The 14,982-nt window shown below is 67.4% G+C and carries 14 protein-coding genes and 1 tRNA gene; 6 read left to right on the top strand and 9 right to left on the bottom strand.

Going from position 1 to position 14,982, the window contains the following annotated elements:
- Nucleotides 1-40 precede the first annotated feature (40 nt).
- From ACRAWB_RS14755 to ACRAWB_RS14745, 3 genes are all read left to right on the top strand, one after another.
- Nucleotides 41-1,096, top strand: coding sequence for a LacI family DNA-binding transcriptional regulator (locus ACRAWB_RS14755; RefSeq protein WP_431354002.1), 1,056 nt, complete (start codon nucleotides 41-43; stop codon nucleotides 1,094-1,096).
- A 97-nt stretch (nucleotides 1,097-1,193) separates the two neighbouring features.
- Nucleotides 1,194-2,645, top strand: coding sequence for a purine-cytosine permease family protein (locus ACRAWB_RS14750; protein ID WP_431354001.1), 1,452 nt, complete (start codon nucleotides 1,194-1,196; stop codon nucleotides 2,643-2,645).
- Nucleotides 2,642-3,118: a nucleoside deaminase gene (locus tag ACRAWB_RS14745; RefSeq protein ID WP_431354000.1), complete on the top strand. Its 477-nt coding sequence runs from the start codon at nucleotides 2,642-2,644 to the stop codon at nucleotides 3,116-3,118. Before ACRAWB_RS14750 ends, ACRAWB_RS14745 begins: the two co-directional genes overlap by 4 nt.
- 65 nt (nucleotides 3,119-3,183) lie before the next feature.
- Here ACRAWB_RS14745 and ACRAWB_RS14740 read toward each other — a convergent pair.
- The 3 genes from ACRAWB_RS14740 to ACRAWB_RS14730 form a co-directional block, all read right to left on the bottom strand.
- Nucleotides 3,184-3,272: transfer RNA gene (locus ACRAWB_RS14740), tRNA-Ser, on the bottom strand.
- Between the two features lie 70 nt (nucleotides 3,273-3,342).
- On the bottom strand, nucleotides 3,343-3,984 hold the full coding sequence (locus ACRAWB_RS14735; protein ID WP_431353999.1) for a DUF2510 domain-containing protein: 642 nt from the start codon (nucleotides 3,982-3,984) through the stop codon (nucleotides 3,343-3,345).
- The gene (locus ACRAWB_RS14730) at nucleotides 3,981-4,304 is read right to left on the bottom strand and encodes a hypothetical protein (protein ID WP_431353998.1); all 324 of its coding nucleotides are present in this window, start codon (nucleotides 4,302-4,304) and stop codon (nucleotides 3,981-3,983) included. The genes ACRAWB_RS14735 and ACRAWB_RS14730 overlap by 4 nt, the downstream gene beginning before the upstream one ends.
- 174 nt (nucleotides 4,305-4,478) lie before the next feature.
- On the opposite strand from ACRAWB_RS14730, the gene ACRAWB_RS14725 reads away from it, so the two are divergent.
- Nucleotides 4,479-5,405: a helix-turn-helix domain-containing protein gene (locus ACRAWB_RS14725; RefSeq protein ID WP_431353997.1), complete on the top strand. Its 927-nt coding sequence runs from the start codon at nucleotides 4,479-4,481 to the stop codon at nucleotides 5,403-5,405.
- 64 nt (nucleotides 5,406-5,469) lie between these two features.
- Nucleotides 5,470-5,880: a nuclear transport factor 2 family protein gene (locus tag ACRAWB_RS14720; RefSeq protein WP_431353996.1), complete on the top strand. Its 411-nt coding sequence runs from the start codon at nucleotides 5,470-5,472 to the stop codon at nucleotides 5,878-5,880.
- A gap of 24 nt (nucleotides 5,881-5,904) precedes the next feature.
- Here ACRAWB_RS14720 and ACRAWB_RS14715 read toward each other — a convergent pair whose 3' ends face one another.
- From ACRAWB_RS14715 to ACRAWB_RS14705, 3 genes are all read right to left on the bottom strand, one after another.
- Nucleotides 5,905-6,825, bottom strand: coding sequence for a helix-turn-helix transcriptional regulator (locus ACRAWB_RS14715; protein ID WP_431353995.1), 921 nt, complete (start codon nucleotides 6,823-6,825; stop codon nucleotides 5,905-5,907).
- An 82-nt stretch (nucleotides 6,826-6,907) separates the two neighbouring features.
- Nucleotides 6,908-7,639 (bottom strand): phosphatase PAP2 family protein, encoded by a 732-nt coding sequence (locus tag ACRAWB_RS14710; RefSeq protein WP_431353994.1) that lies wholly within the window; start codon nucleotides 7,637-7,639, stop codon nucleotides 6,908-6,910.
- Between the two features lie 5 nt (nucleotides 7,640-7,644).
- A complete protein-coding gene (locus tag ACRAWB_RS14705) occupies nucleotides 7,645-8,229 on the bottom strand; it encodes a Chromate resistance protein ChrB (protein WP_431353993.1) in 585 nt (194 codons plus the stop codon).
- A gap of 102 nt (nucleotides 8,230-8,331) precedes the next feature.
- Between ACRAWB_RS14705 and ACRAWB_RS14700 the strand changes: the two genes are divergently transcribed.
- Nucleotides 8,332-9,528, top strand: a complete 1,197-nt coding sequence (locus tag ACRAWB_RS14700; protein ID WP_431353992.1) for an MFS transporter — start codon at nucleotides 8,332-8,334, stop codon at nucleotides 9,526-9,528.
- Here the strand turns inward: ACRAWB_RS14700 and ACRAWB_RS14695 are convergent.
- From ACRAWB_RS14695 to ACRAWB_RS14685, 3 genes are all read right to left on the bottom strand, one after another.
- On the bottom strand, nucleotides 9,501-10,796 hold the full coding sequence (locus ACRAWB_RS14695; RefSeq protein WP_431353991.1) for a serine/threonine-protein kinase: 1,296 nt from the start codon (nucleotides 10,794-10,796) through the stop codon (nucleotides 9,501-9,503). The genes ACRAWB_RS14700 and ACRAWB_RS14695 overlap by 28 nt on opposite strands.
- Nucleotides 10,780-11,259 carry a hypothetical protein gene (locus ACRAWB_RS14690; RefSeq protein WP_431353990.1) on the bottom strand — a complete coding sequence of 160 codons (480 nt, stop codon included), beginning with the start codon at nucleotides 11,257-11,259 and terminating at the stop codon, nucleotides 10,780-10,782. The genes ACRAWB_RS14695 and ACRAWB_RS14690 overlap by 17 nt, the downstream gene beginning before the upstream one ends.
- A 257-nt stretch (nucleotides 11,260-11,516) precedes the next feature.
- A complete protein-coding gene (locus ACRAWB_RS14685) occupies nucleotides 11,517-13,727 on the bottom strand; it encodes a hypothetical protein (RefSeq protein ID WP_431353989.1) in 2,211 nt (736 codons plus the stop codon).
- Between the last annotated feature and the right edge of the window lie 1,255 nt (nucleotides 13,728-14,982).

Genomic DNA, 14,982 nt, shown 5'->3' with positions numbered 1-14,982 from the left:
AAGTTTCGCCACCTATTTGGGAAATCCAGGAGCCCTCGCAATGACATCGTTGTCGGATTCAGCCTCGACAAGCACCGGTCGAGTCACGATCCGGGACGTCGCCCGTCAGGCCGGAGTCGGCATCAAGACGGTGTCGCGCGTGATCAACGACGAGCCGAACGTCGCCGCGACCACCGCCGCGCGGGTCCGGGCGGCCATCGCCGAGCTGCACTGGGAGCCGGACAGCCACGCCAGCAACTTGCGGCGCGTCCACACCCGCACCAAGTCGATCGGCCTCCTCCTGGGAAGCGTCGACAACCCGTTCGCGGCCGCCATCCACCGCGCCATCGAGGACGTGGCGGCCCACCACGGCGTCGCCGTGCTGGCGTCCAGCCTCGACGAGGACCCGGTGCGCGAGGTCGCCGCCGTGGAGAACTTCCTCCGCCGGAAAGTGGACGGCCTCATCCTCACCTGTTCGACCGGCAGCCAGGCCTACCTCGCGGACATCGTCCCCAAGAAGGTCCCGGTGGTGTTCATCGACCGCGAGCCGGCGGACTACACGGCGGACGTCGTCCGCTCGGACAACGTCGGCGGAGCGGCGATGGCGGCCCGCCACCTCCTGAGCCGCGGCCACCGCCGGATCGCCGGACTCTTCGACAAGCCGCGCATCTGGACGGCGGGCCAGCGCAAGGCGGGTTTCGTGAGCGCGATGGACGATTTCGGCCTCGCCCCCGACGACTACCTGGTGGTCGAGGACGTCGCGACGTCGGCGATCGCCGAGAGCACGGTGCTGCGACTCCTCAGTTCAGCCCATCCCCCGACGGCGATCTTCAGCAGCCAGAACCTCATCACCATCGGAGCCGTGCGCGCCCTCCGCAAGCTCTCGCTCCAGCACCGGGTCGCCCTGGTGGGCTTCGACGACATCGAGCTCGGCGACCTCCTCGACCCCGGCGTCACGGTGATCGCCCAGCACCCGAACGAGATCGGCACCACCGCTGCGGAGCGCATCTTCGAGCAGCTGGAGAAGCACTCGAACGATGTGCCGTTGCCGAGCGGGGATTTCGTGCTGGGGGTGGATCTGGTCGTGCGGGGGTCGGGGGAGATCCGGGCGGAGTAGGGGCGCCGGTCTCGCTTCTCCTTGCCGCATGTAAACAACTCGTGACGTTTTGGACGGCGAGAAAGGCCGCAGGGCCGGATCTCCCTATGCTGCCCCCATGACCACAACCCCCACGGCCGCGTCGGCGCCGGCCGACGCTCAGCGCCCCCATGTCACGAGTGTCGAATCGGGCGGTATCGAGGCGATCCCGCCGGAGCGACGGCACGGTTCGCCGTGGCAGCTGTTCGCCACGTGGACGGCGCCGAATCTCGAGTTCGCGACGATCTTCGTCGGCGTCATCGCGGTCGCGTTCTTCGGGCTGGGCTTCTGGCAGTCGATGACCGCGCTCGTCTTCGGCACAGCGCTCGGCGCGCTCACGCAGGGCATCCTGTCGACCTGGGGTCCGCGCGAGGGGCTGGCCCAGATGGTCATCGGTCGCACGGCGTTCGGCAGCCGCGGCAACATCCTGCCGTCGGCCCTCAACACGGTCATGGCCGGCCTCGGCTGGTTCGCGGTCAACTCCGTCAGCGGCGCGTTCGCGCTCACCACGCTGACCGGTCTGCCCGCGGTGCTGTCGCTGCTCATCGTCGTGGTCGTTGAGGTCGTCGTGGCCTTCATCGGGCACGACCTGGTGCAGCTCTTCGAGCGGTACGCGACCTACATCCTCGGGGCGATCTTCCTGGTCGCCACGGTGACCGTCTTCCTGCACGCGGACCTGACCGGACCCGTCAAGGGCGGAGGCTTCAGCTTCGCAGGCTGGACGCTCACCGCGGCGGCCGCGTTCGGCTACGCTGCGGGCTGGAACCCGTACGCCTCCGACTACAGCCGCTACCTCCCCGCCGGCACCAGCCGCCGGGCCATCGGCTGGGCCGCGGGTCTCGGCAACTTCGTCAGCTGCGTGGTGCTGATGGCCGCCGGCGCCGCTGCGGCCACGATCGCCGGCTTCAACCCGGACGATCCCACCGCCTCCTTCACCGCGCACATGCCGGTGGTCATCCGCGACCTCACGCTTCTCGCGATCGCCGTCGGCGCGATCGCCGCCAACGCGCTGAACATCTACTCGGGCGCCATGTCGTTCCTCGCGGCGGGCATCAGGATCCCGTTCGCCTGGCGGAGGGCGATCGTCGCACTCGGCTTCGGCATCATCGGCTTCTTCATCGCCTGGAGCGCGCTGCCGGACGCCGGTGCCAAGTACGAGGGCTTCCTCCTCGTCATCGCCTACTGGATCGCCCCGTGGCTCGGCGTCGTGCTGACCGACCGCTGGCTCCGCCGCGGCACCGAGATCGCGAGCCTGGTCACCAGCCACGCCCGGTACCGCAACCCGGCGGGCTGGATCTCGCTCGTGGTCGCGGGCGCTGTGTCGATCTGGCTGTTCTCGGCTCAGACGTCCTACACCGGCCCGATCGCCGCTGCTGCGCCGATCGGCGACCTCACCCCGCTCGTCGGGTTCGTGCTCGCGGCCGTGCTCTACTGGATCCTGTTCCGCGCGTTCAAGGTCCAGCTCGGCGCAAGCCTCGACACCGAGCCGTCGGTGATCGTCGGCGTGGACGCCGCGGACGACGTCGCGTGAGCGCCGCCGACGCAACTCCCCGCCTTTACCCGACGGACGCGGACAAGCTCGCAGTCGCGACCGCGGAGGCGAGACGCGGCGCGGACGAGGGCGGCATCCCGATCGGCGCGGCGCTGTTCGACGGCGAAGGCCGGCTGCTCGGAAGCGGCCACAACCGGCGGGTCCAGGATGGCGACGCCTCCATGCACGCCGAGACCAACGCCTTCCGCAACGCCGGACGCCAGCGCAGCTACCGGGATACGGTCATGGTCACCACCCTGTCGCCGTGCTGGTACTGCTCGGGCCTGGTGAAGCAGTTCGGCATCGGCCGCGTGGTCGTCGGCGACGACCAGAGCTTCCTCGGCGGCCAGGACTGGCTGGCAGAGCAGGGCGTCGACATCGCCGTCGTCAACGATCCCGAGCTGATCGCCATGATGGGGGCTTTCATCGAATCCCACCCCGAACTGTGGAACGAGGACATCGGGGAGGAATAGCGATGCCTCTCCCGGAGCAGAAAGACAGAAAAGCGGCTCCGCAATCGCGGAGCCGCTACTTTCGGCGGAGACGGAGGGATTTGAACCCTCGGTCCCCTTACGGGGACTCCACCTTAGCAGGGTGGTGCACTAGGCCTGACTATGCGACGTCTCCAGCGCGACCGCGAGCGGACGCACGACAGCCATCATAACGGACGCGGCGGGGGCGTCCGGACACCGGGCTCTCAGGCTCCGTAGGGGACCTGGTGCGAGACGGTGCCCAGGATCTGCGACACCAGCAGGATCGTCCACACCATGGCGACCACGAACGCGGCGACCTGCACCCCGATCGCCACCCAGAGCGGGGCGAGGCCCCGCCCTCCGGCGACACCGCGGACGATCACGCTGCGGCCGATGGGGTACACGAGACCCAGGAACGACCACGCCCAGTGGAACGGGCGCTCGACGCCGCGGCGGACGAGCTCCCGGTAGTCCAGCCACGAGAAGACGATCACGGCTGCGGTGACCAGCCATCCGAGACCGACCAGCAGGAAGTAGCCCGGACCGCCGATCAGGGCGAACGGGTCGACCGTCAGCGTCGAGCGGCCGCCGACCGAGACCTCCCGGAACATCACCTGCGGTTGCACCAGGAACAGCAGCAGCACCGGGAGGATCGGCAGCGTCACGACCAGCCAAATCCATACCGTGTACACCGGCGTCCCGTCCGGCAGCGGGCGGCGGCCCGGCGGCGTGTACGGCGACGCGCCTGCCGAGGCGTGCTCGGTCCAGCGCACACCGTCCCACCAGCGGAGTCCGCCGGTGCCGGTCGGGTCCGGGTACCAGCCGGGAGCCGGCGCGTCAGGAACCGGCGCGTCTGGGGTGCTCACGAATCGCGGCCCACTGCGGGCTCGCCCACGAACTGGTGCGACTCGGAGGCCAGCTCCGGCCAGTCCTCGGCGTCGGCGATGCGCACCCAGGCGCCCTTCGGCTCGCTGCGGCCGGCCGGAACGGATTCGGCCACCTCGCGCGAGACCAGGTCCTCCGCGCGATCGACCGGGAGGTCGAGCGCGAGGTCGGTGCCGTCGAGGTAGGCGAACAGCCTCCCGTGCACGTGCAGCCCGGTGGCGGTGACCGAGACGTCGAGGTCCGGGTCCTCCAGCAGCTGCGCGGCGAGCAGTTCGAACGAGGGTACGGGGCTGTCGGTCATGCGGATCCTCTCGATCAACGGTCGGGATGGCGGCAAGGCGCTCGATTGAGACCCTACCCGCCCTGCTATCGCAGCGGACAGGGCACCACCCCTGGAACGCGGGAGAACCGGAGTGTACAGAGGAGGCACCAGCGCGCAGCGTCCCGCTCTCCGCGTTCGGCGAGGGAGGCGCACATGGGCGGTTTCTTCCGGTTCGCACGGGAGGCGTACTCGACCGAGGTCGCGGAGGCGCGGCTCCGGGACCTCTACGGCGACGTGCGGCTGGGCGGTCTCGGCGGCTACGAGGAGGCCGCCGTCGGCGAGGACCGCTTCACGATCGTCGACGTCCGCCTGTCCGGCGACTTCCAGGTCCAGGCGGACGTCGACACGATCACGGTGGCATACAGCACCCCGGGGTACGAGTGGCGCGTCGGCCGCGAGGAGGGCAGGCTCGACCGGGAGCCGGCGGTCTTCCAGCCCCGCGAGCCGATGGCCAGCCGGATCGGCGGCGCCACCCTGGTCACGACGGTGAACTTCGACCCGGGCGCGCTCTCCGAGCTCGCCACGGCGATCTACGGGATGAGCATGCGCCCGTGGTTCACCGCTCAGCGACCGGCATCCGCAGCGTCGGGGCGGCACTGGATGCGGCTGGTGCCGCTGATGCGGGACGCAGCCGTGCTCGAGAACGACCTCTCCCGCGCGACCGCGTACCACGCGCTGGCGCTCGCCGCCTTGGAGGGGTTCCGGCTGAGCGGCGATGCGAGCGAGCGCCGGCACGGCGCGCGGACGGGACTGGCCGCATACGGCCGCGCGTGCCGCTTCATCGACGAGCACCTGTCCCTCCCCATCACGATCGCCGACATCGCCGCCGCAGCTGGCGTCACCGAGGGCGAGCTGGCACTGGCGTTCCGCGGGCACTCGCCGCAGTCGTGGAGTCCCGCCGAGCACCTGCGCCGCGCGCGGCTGGCGGCGGCGCACCTCGACATCGTCAACGGGGACCCGACGCGCGGCGACACCGTGCAGGCCATCGCAGCGCGCTGGGGCTTCCCGCATCCCGGACGCTTCGCCGAGCTCTACCGGGACGTCTACCGCACCAACCCCCGATACGTCCTGGAGCGCTGAGACCGGAATTCCCGCTGCTTCTGCCGTATTGCCGGAGGCCGCCCGGGCGGAGCAGGCTACCGCCATGACGGACCGTGACGAATTCCTCAGCTGGTTCCGTGGACCACTGTTCGACGCAGAACTCGCCCTGCACAACGGCGATGCCGGCCCGCGACGCGCACTCTGGTCGCGGAAGGAGCCCGTGAGCGTGTTCGGCGCCTGGAAGGACGCGACAGGTCAGGAGGAGATCGACGCGCTCTTCGCGGACCTCGCGGCCAGCTTCTCCGACTGCACCTCCGCGACCATGGACCTGGTCGCCTTCGACGTCATCGGCGACATGGCCTATACCGCAGCGCTCGAACACACCTCGGTCTCCGTCTACGGGAAACCGCGCACGTACACGCTGCGAGCGACCCAGGTGTACCGCCGGGAGGACGGCCGGTGGATGGTCGCCCACCGCCACGGGGACACGGTGGTCGACGAGTCGGAGGGATGAGCGGAAGGCGGACGCCGCAGCAGCTCACCGCCGCAGCGTCTGCCTCGGGTACTCGCCGTACTCCTCGCGGTACCGCGCTGCGAAGCGCGGCAGGTGCACGAAACCCCATCGGCGCGCGATCTCCTGAACCGACTCCTCCGACGCGTCTCCACGTTCGAGATCCTGGTGCGCGCCGTCCAAGCGCACCCGCTGCAGATATCCCGTGGGGGTGAGACCGAGCGAACGGCGGAAGAGGTCCTGCACCCCGCGCGTGCTCAGCCGGGCCGCCTCAGCGATCTGTTCGACGCCGATCGGCTGCGTCGCGTTGTCCTCGATGAACCGCATGGCCCGGCGCAGTGTCGCCGGACGGGCCTCGTGGCCCGCGGCCGCCGCGTCCACCTCGACGGCGAAGCACGCCTGCGCGTTGGCGAGCAGCAGGTCGCTCACCGACCGGCGGATCAGGTCGTTGTTCAACAGGGCAGGATCGGCGAGCGTATCGATCGCGAATTGGTGCACGTGCCGCCACTGCTGATTCAGCGCCGGCGTCAACGGGGCTAAGGAGCCCAACTTCACCGACGAGACGCGGCGGCGCGCGTCGGCCGCCCCCGCCAACGCGTCGAGGTCGAGGTAGACCATGATCAGATCCAGGTCCGCGAAAGACGAAGCCGCCGGACCGGGGCCGAGCACGAACGCGCCGTCCGGGTCGACGTCCATCCCGTTGGAGGACGCCCGGTAGGTGCCGGATAACCGGGTGCCGATACCCAGCAGACCCTCGATGTCCACCGACACGTCCGCGCGGCCCTCGGCGCGGTAGTGGGCGACGCTCACCCGCTCGTCGCCACGGATCGACTGCTGGAACACGAACGGGTGCTCGGACTCCATGACCCGGGCCCGGTTGTACACCTGGGCGAGCAGCTTCTCCGCCTCGCCCACATCCGTCGTCCGGACGTTCTGGTCGATCACCATGGCAGCCCCTCACCGGATTCCCCCGGAATGCCCGCCAGCTTAATCTCGGAAGCGGGACCTTTCCAGGGGTGGCCCTGCTCCGTCAGCGGCCGGCCGACGGCACGGGACCCAGCCTCCCGACCAGCGGGACGCGATTGAGCACGATCAACCCCATCCGGTTCCAGAGACCGGTGAAGAAGACGGCGGCGGTGAGTGCGACGAGCACCGAGCCGAGCACATCGGTGAGGTAGTGGGCGCTGACGTAGAGGCGGATGCCGGCCATCCCGACGACCGCGATGACGCCGAGAACGGCGACCGGCCACTGCCAACGGGTGCCGCGGGCCAGCAGGTAGCAGGCGATCGCGTACGCGGCGATGTAGGTCGTGTGGCCGCTCGGGAAGCTGTCGTGCCCGGCCTCGGCGAGCAGCGGATGGTCGAGAAGCGCGGCAGCGGGACGCGGTTCGGCGACGATCAGCTTGAAGACCTCCGAACTCAGCCAGCCGAACGCGGCCAGGCCCGTGAACGCGAAGGCGTTGACGGGAGACCGGCGCACGACCAGCAGGAAGACGAAGGAGAGCGCGAGGAGCACGAGGATGCCGGGCGGTGAGAAGATCGCGGAGAGGGCGACGCCCACGCCGTTCAGCACCGCGTGCTGATGATCGGTGAGCTCTTCATCCCACGCGAGTTCGGTGGGCAGGACGCCGGGGATGAGCTTGGCGGAGAAGCCCAGCAACAGGATCGCAAGGGTCCCGATCAGGCTGACGAGCAGCCAGTGCCGGAGCTGCGGCAGCCGCGCCAGCCGCGTGCGCGGGTCCTCTCGGTCCAGCGGCGTCATCGCGTTCATTCGGCGGCTCCCGCGTCGGGCGACAGGATGCCGGCCGGCGCGTTGCCCCGCATCGTGTCGTACACGAGCTCGGAGTACCGGGCCAGGGTTTCCTCGCACTGGCGCAGGTGCTCCTCCGCCGCGTCCGCCTCGGGAAGCTCGAGGATGTCGCGCTTCTTGAGATCCCGGAACCAGCGGCGCAGACGGTCGAGGCTCTGCTCCTCCTCTTCCAGCTCGCCGAAGGTGAACTTCTGCTTGGCGATCTCGCGGGCGATCTCGTCCTCGTACTTGCCGCAGTCCGCCCGGAACTCGCTCCACTCGTCCAGCCGGGCCGCGACGAAGGCGTCACGGATCAGAGCCTGGCCGCTGTCGGTGCGCGGCGCGGCGTCGATGACGGCGAAGACGCCGCCGCCGGCGTTCGTCAGTTCTTCCGCGCGCTCCAGCGAGGCTCGGAAGGCCGGCGCATCCGGCATCGCCCAGGCGCCCTGCGATACCGGTACGGCGCCGCCCTTGCGGAGCTCGCGCCACACCGCCACGCGGTGCCGGGACGGCTCCGAGGGCAACTGCACGAAGATCAGGACCCACTTCACGTCTGTCGTCACGGACGCCAGCGTAATCGGCGTCACATGCGCGCGGCCCCGGAGGACGCTGAGCTATCTGACAAACAGCACATGTTGTCCTGTAACGACTGTTACACTCGACGTGTGACAACCAGACCGGAAAGCCGCGCGCTGATTCCGCTCTACCTCGCGGGCTTCACCACGGCGTTCGGCGCCCACGGCGTCGCGACGGGCCTGGGCGTCGAGGCCGGCGGGCTCGGCCTGTCGCTCCTCACCTTCGGCGTCATCCTCGCCCTGTACGACCTCGCCGAGGTCATCCTGAAGCCGATCTTCGGCGCCCTCAGCGACCGCATCGGCGTCAAGCCGGTCATCCTCGGCGGTCTGGTCGTGTTCGCGCTCGCCTCCGCGGCGGCGATCCTCGATCCGACTCCGCTGGTGATCGCGCTCGCGCGGCTGGGACAGGGCGCGGGAGCCTCCGCCTTCTCGCCCGCATCCTCCAGCGCGGTCGCGCGGCTGGCCGGCAGCGAGCGGTTGGGGCGGTACTTCGGCCGCTACGGAGCGTGGAAGAGCATCGGCTACGCAGCGGGTCCGCTCCTCGGCGCCGCCCTCATCACCGCGTTCGGGATCGGCGCCCTCTACGTCGCGCTCACGCTGCTAGCCGCGGGGACGGCCGTCTGGGTCGCCGTCGCCGTCCCGTCGCTGCCCGTGCGTCCCCGGCCCCGGTACACGCTCGCCGATCTGATCCGCCAGACGACCGAGCGCGGGTTCCTCCTCCCGACCCTGGCACTCGCCGCGACGACCGGCCTCCTCGGCGTCGCGGTCGGCTACCTCCCGCTCCTGCTCACCCGAACCGGGGTCGGTCCGATCGCCAGCGCCGCCTCCGTCGCCGCTATCGCGGTCATCTCCGCCGTGGCCCAGCCCTGGACCGGGCGGCTGCGGGATCGCGGCCGCGTCACCGTCCGCGCGGGTGTCAGCACCGCCCTGGCGACCGGCGCCGTCGCCGCCGTGCTGATGCTGTGGGAGCAGCCCGTCGCGCTCTACGCGTCGGCTGTCCTCATCGGCGCGGCTGTCGGGGTCGCGACGCCCCTCGCCTACGCGCACCTCGCGGCGACCACGCCGGAGGAAAGGCTCGGGCGGACGATGGGCAACGCGGAGCTGGGCCGCGAGCTCGGCGACGCCGGCGGCCCGCTCCTCGTCGGCGCGATCGGCACGGCGGTCGGCGTCTCGGCGGGTCTCGGGGCGCTCGCGCTCCTCGTGGGCGCTGCCGCGGTGACGACCGCTGTCACCTTCCGCGCCCCTCGATCCGGGACCGGTCAGGGCGTCCAGTCGCGCGAGACCTGATCCTCCAGTTGCTTGAGGTGATCGCCGAGCGTCCCGTCGACCGCCGGGTAGGTGGGGACCGGGTCGGGGACGCTGTGGTCGGCTGTCGACAGCGTTACACCGGCCAGGATGATCGCGATGACGGCCACGAGCGCATCCACCGCCAGGGCGAGGTCGAGGATGCGACGACGGCTCGGACGTCGGACGGGTCGCTCGGCTGCCGGCGCCGGTGCGGCGCGCTCCGTCAGCGGAACGGTGGCCGACGCGTCCTCCTGCTCGGAGGCGGGCAGCACTCGTGTCGGGCCGGTGGCCGGAGCGTCCTCCCCCACGGGCGCCGGCAGCAGCCGGGTCGGGCCGGTCCCGGCGGTCACGGGTGCCGTGGGTGGGTCCATCCGTGCCGTGGGAAGGTCCGCGGGATCAGGGATGCTGCCGACCCACGCATCCTGATCGAGAAGCGCTCGCAGCTGGGTGGCGACGGCCTCCGCTGACGGCCGCTGCTCAGGCTCCCGGGCGGTCATCGACACGAGGAGCGCGTCCCACCGCCGGTCGAGCGTGGACGGAACGGCGGGGTCGCGGGTGAGGCGCGCGGCGGCGGATTCCGCCACCGTGCCCGGGAATTCGCGTCGGCCGGTCAGGCACTCCAGCAGCACGAGCCCCAGCGAGTACACGTCGCTGCGGCCCGTCAGCGGACGGCCCAGCGCCTGCTCCGGGCTCATGTAGCTCGCGGTGCCCATCACCGAGCCGGTCGCGGTGATCTTGGTGTCGTCGACCAGCCGGGCGATGCCCAGATCGGTGAGCTTGGCGGCGACGCCGGTGGACAACGAGTCCGGCAGGAGGATGTTCGCCGGCGAGATGTCGCGGTGCACCACTCCCTGGCTGTGGATGTAGGCCAGGGCGTTCGCGATGTCGAGGCCGATCGCCGCCACGACCGGGCCCGGGAGCGGCCCGTCCTTGAGGCGGTCGCGCGCGTCGCTGCCCTTGACGTACTCCAGGACGAGCACGCCACGCCCGTCGCCGTCGGAGGTGGCGTCGAACAGCGTGACCAGGGAGGGATGCGACAGCCCCGCGAGCAGGCGCACCTCGACCTCCTGACGGCGCAGATCCTCGGCCGAGGCGAGCTCGCGGCGGAAGATCTTCAGCGCGACGTCGCGGCCCAGGGACTGGTCCTGCGCACGGAACACCTCGGCCATTCCGCCGTGACCGATCCGCTCGAGGAGGCGGTACCGGTCGGCGATCACCGGGGCGGCATCGTCCGGAGCGGCTGCGGGGATCTCATCGGTCGTCGACACAGTCAGCCACCCCCTTACCGTCGTCCTTCTTGCCAGGACCGCCCTTGTCGCCCTTGCCGTCCTTCTTGCCGTCGTCCTTCGGCTGCTGCTGCTGCTGCTGTTGTTGCTGCTGCTGGAGTTGCTGGATCTGCTGCTGCAGTTGGGCCTTCTCCGCCGCGTCCTGCAACCGGCCGAGGTCGGCCCGGATCGCGGCGATGGAGCGCGCGATCGCGTCGTGGCGGGCCACGCTGATGGAGCCCTTCTTGACGGCCGCGTCATTCAGCTGCTCCAGCGTGGCCAGTTTCGCCAGCGCGCCCGCGTAGTCGTTGCCGGCCGAGGTGGTGGCGACATCGAGCACCGCATGCTGCAGCTGGGACGCCGTCTGCGTCGAGTACGACTCGCCGCCGCTGCAGCCGGCGAGACCCAGGGCGAGCACGACCGCGGCCGCGACGAGGGAACGCGTCTGGTCATCTCGGCACTCCACTTCGTCTCGGGCACGCCGAATAGCGGCGGTCTACGGGTTCGCTGACACGGTAGCCGCGCCGTACGACGTTGTCGACCCGGTGGGCTCGGTGTGAAGCGGAGGGCGTGGGATTCGAACGTTGGCCGGCTGCCGTAGTGGTCCCGACTAGGGAAGGCATCGGACGCGGTAACCGCCAGGGTTGAGCTTTGCGGCGCAATTCAATGAATAGTCAGGCTTATCTGGAGAAGCTGCCGCCTGTCCGAATAGTGATTGTCGATTCATGTCTGTTGTTCGGCCGGTATATCGACGACGACAACCCGGAAGTATTCAGCGAGGGCAGCCCGAAGGTCGCTCCCTGCGGCGATGTGCTTGAGCGAGTGAGCCATAAGTTGCAAATCAGGGTCTTCGAGCCGAAGAGTACCCGTACATAAAGCGAGCAGAAACTCAGACATAGCGGAAGATTCGGCCGGGTCTGCCGAATTCAGAGACGCGTCCACTATGGCTTGCATTTGATGGCTCATGGCAGCATCCGTCGAGTAGTCAAGCTCGTATGGCAGAGCTGCGCGCAAGAGCGATGCTTGTATCACACCGTCGTTAAACCTCGAAAAATTGCGCGGATCTAGCACGTTCCAGTTGTGGTCACGCGTCAGGCTTGCTGACCGTCTGCTGTTCCTGAGAGCGTGCAATACCGAGGTCATTGTGAAGAACACGTCGGCTTGACTCGCTTTCGGGGTCGGCTGAAACGACCAAAACGCAAAGTTTGGACGCAGTTCGAGGTCGAATTCGTTGCCATCGGCGTCGATGCCTGGAAGGAACAATTGGCCGACGGACGGTCCCCTCAGTTCCTCGATTCGCTTCTTTATGGCAGCCAGCTGATCGGCTATCCGAGCGGATTGGTCCATCTTCTGAATACGTTCAGCGACAACCGTGAGGAATTTTCGCTCTCTATCCCAGGTCGACGCCTCCACTTCGCGTTCGTTCGGCACAAACACTTTGGTCACGGTGTGGACGTCGAATTGGGCGCCCCTAGGCCCCCAGGCCAGGTTCACCTCCAGATCGCGCGCTTCGGCCTCGCCCGGAGTGCGCATCAAGGTCACGAAATATGAGATTGGCTGATCCGGGTGCAGCGTACGAAGCGCGCGGCTGACATTGAGGAGCGCTCGCCCCGAAACCACCACGCTGGCGACAACGACTACCACGCCACCTGCAAGTGGCTGATGGGAGCCCTCCGTCAGGGCTCGCGCGCTGATCACATGGTCAGATTCGATCTTCACGCCAAGATTCGCTAGATGACTTTGAATGCCCTCCGCGAGGAGCTGCGAGTCCCGATCATCGAGCGGAACTATCCATTCGGTGGCCGCCGGGATATACCGTTCAATGGCGGCTGAGATGCGTTCGGAGAACATTCCGGCATCGCCAGAGAGAACCTTGCCAATCTGTAGATAAAACGTGCGATTGCCCAGGCGGCACGTGATGATGCCCTTTCCGGCGACGTCGCGCATGAAAGGGTTCAGCCAAGACGGCGCATCTTTGGTCCCGATCATCCTCCCCGTGACTGTGGGGCTAGCAGGCAGGAATTGGTCGCCCTGAATGATGACCGTTGACTGATTTTGATCGCAAAGCGGGCATTCCTTGGGTTCCCAGGACTGAAAAGGATCAATGTAACCGAGTTCGTTTGCACCGGACGTCAGGTCTTGTAAGACCAGCTGTTCAGACAGCGGAGGGCCGACGTAAAAGACGATGAGTTGTTGGTCCCGACTGATCTGCCGGGTGGACTCAAGCTCGTCCACAAGACCACCCGAAGTGGACGCCGAAATGAGGGCGAACGATTTCTCATCCGGTTCGATTATGAAGTCGCTTTTGAGCCCTTGGTAGCTGCTGAAGCTGTCTACGGATGGCCGCACGTCCCCGCGAAGCCGGGAAAGCAAGTCTGCCAACGACAATCCGAGAGAGTTTATCGACGAGGAGTCGGTATAGATTCTGTGTACTTGGCGCCCCGCCACACGCCTCAGAATTGCGGCAGCGATAAACTCCACCTCTGCGCCATAGAGCAGGACATTTGCAGTCCGCAAGAAATGGTCCGAATGACGCTTTGACGGCTTTACGTAGTGATAGCCGGCATGAGCATCGAGCATGCCATTGTGAGCTCGAAATATGGATACCAAGCCGTAACTGAAGACCGCCGCCACAACAGGTGGGGCAAGGGCTTGGCCATCGACGGATTCGATCCCCCCGTCCATGTTCACAACGAATGGCAGAAGAACCGGGGTGTCTCGAAATCTTGTGAAACCGGGCACTCGATCTTTGAGATCTTGATGGCGTGCCAGGTCGGCGACGGTCGTCCTGTTGTCCGCAATCCCGAGAATCCAAATCTCGTCTGGGTAGCTAACGCCGGCGAAATGTTCTGCTAGCAGTTGTCCGGCTTCTTGAGCGCTCAGCCGTGAACTAGAAACAAATAGCACTGTGATGTTTCTCTTTCGATCATCCACAGTGGGCAGGCTGGCATCGAATGCGAACGCCCCCGAAGAGATCCTCCTCATCGAGTTTGCTCGCTAGTCGGAAAGAGCAGCGTGATTGAGGTGCCGCGCACAGGCGCCAATGCGACTGGTTCGCCGAACTGTGCTCTGGCTCCCGGATGGTGCGGCTGGTCGACGTAGTCTCGCTCAAGCAATACTCTCCCCGTTCTGAGACGAAGCAGCCCACGGAGGTTGGTAAGTGCCATTTGAACTCGCTCTAGACCGAGCCCCCTTGCACCGTTACGCGACGTGGTCAGATGCTTCTCGAAACAATCGATCGAAGCGGACCACTCTTGGTCCAAGCTCGGGCGCCCAAAGCCGAGGTCTCGCAAACGCCTAGTGGCGAGACCCGGACCGCTGTCCCATATGGTGAGCTCAAGGTATTTCGACTTCCCGCTTCCGCCGGTTGCGCTCAAGTAAGCAGCCAGTCTTTCGTCGCCTGCAGCTTGGGCCAGCAAGTCGGACTCAGAGTTGTGCCACACTCCTTCGGCGCGCAGGAAGCGCACGGACCGCCGGACTGCAGAACCGTCGACCTCAACTCGCCCATGCTCATGCGAATTGCGGACGAGCTCATAGAGCAAGCTGCCGAGAGGACCAGCTGCCGGGGTGAGTCTTTCGGCGTCCATCCCTAGCGATGTTGCTCCTAAAATCTGCTTCGCCAAGAGTATGAAGCCAGCTTCAGTGCGGAGTGTCCCACCTCCTGCGCCGTTGGATGAATAGAGTGCCGCTGGACTTGCAAACGAGGTATCGTCTGCGGCGACGATCATGAGCTTCATGCCTCGCTTGGCGGTCTCCACTTTCTGGAGCTGTTGAAGGCGGGCTAGTTCTGCGCGCTTTGCGGCCCAGGTGATGTCAACGCCTGCCCGGTCCTTCACTTCACTCGCAAGCGAAATTGAGACAATCCCGTGGTCGGCGCCGAGCAAGTTGGACAAGTCGCGCTCAGGCTGATCGTCAGAGACATACGTGCGGAGTGCCGAGTCTGGGAACTTGTGGGCCCAGGTTGCACAAGCTTGGGCGAAAGTCGCCATGCCCCCAAATTCACGCGATTGAAGCTTTCTTGGCACTCTGAAGTCTCGTGGTACATCCGCGTGTGACAGCTCGGTCAATAACGACTCCACAGACACAGCGGACTTGGATCCAGCCAACGAAAAGACTTCCACGGCACGCTCCCCAGTCTGTGGACGGGCTCCAGGTCAGGTGCCCAAGATCCTAGGGTGTGACGCACGGC

Origin of the sequence: Leifsonia poae, from assembly GCF_050632865.1 — a bacterium.
In the GTDB taxonomy this organism is placed as follows: Bacteria; Actinomycetota; Actinomycetes; order Actinomycetales; family Microbacteriaceae; genus Leifsonia; species Leifsonia poae_B.
This window is presented reverse-complemented; position numbering and strand designations above follow the sequence as displayed.

Bases quoted from the DNA above. Each gene is read 5' to 3' on its own strand.
- ACRAWB_RS14710 (WP_431353994.1), bottom strand. From the start codon at position 7,639: ATGACGCCGCTGGACCGAGAGGACCCGCGCACGCGGCTGGCGCGGCTG.
- ACRAWB_RS14730 (WP_431353998.1), bottom strand. From the start codon at position 4,304: ATGACCGACAGCCCCGTACCCTCGTTCGAACTGCTCGCCGCGCAGCTG.
- ACRAWB_RS14755 (WP_431354002.1), top strand. From the start codon at position 41: ATGACATCGTTGTCGGATTCAGCCTCGACAAGCACCGGTCGAGTCACG.
- ACRAWB_RS14750 (WP_431354001.1), top strand. From the start codon at position 1,194: ATGACCACAACCCCCACGGCCGCGTCGGCGCCGGCCGACGCTCAGCGC.
- ACRAWB_RS14725 (WP_431353997.1), top strand. From the start codon at position 4,479: ATGGGCGGTTTCTTCCGGTTCGCACGGGAGGCGTACTCGACCGAGGTC.
- ACRAWB_RS14720 (WP_431353996.1), top strand. From the start codon at position 5,470: ATGACGGACCGTGACGAATTCCTCAGCTGGTTCCGTGGACCACTGTTC.
- ACRAWB_RS14715 (WP_431353995.1), bottom strand. From the start codon at position 6,825: ATGGTGATCGACCAGAACGTCCGGACGACGGATGTGGGCGAGGCGGAG.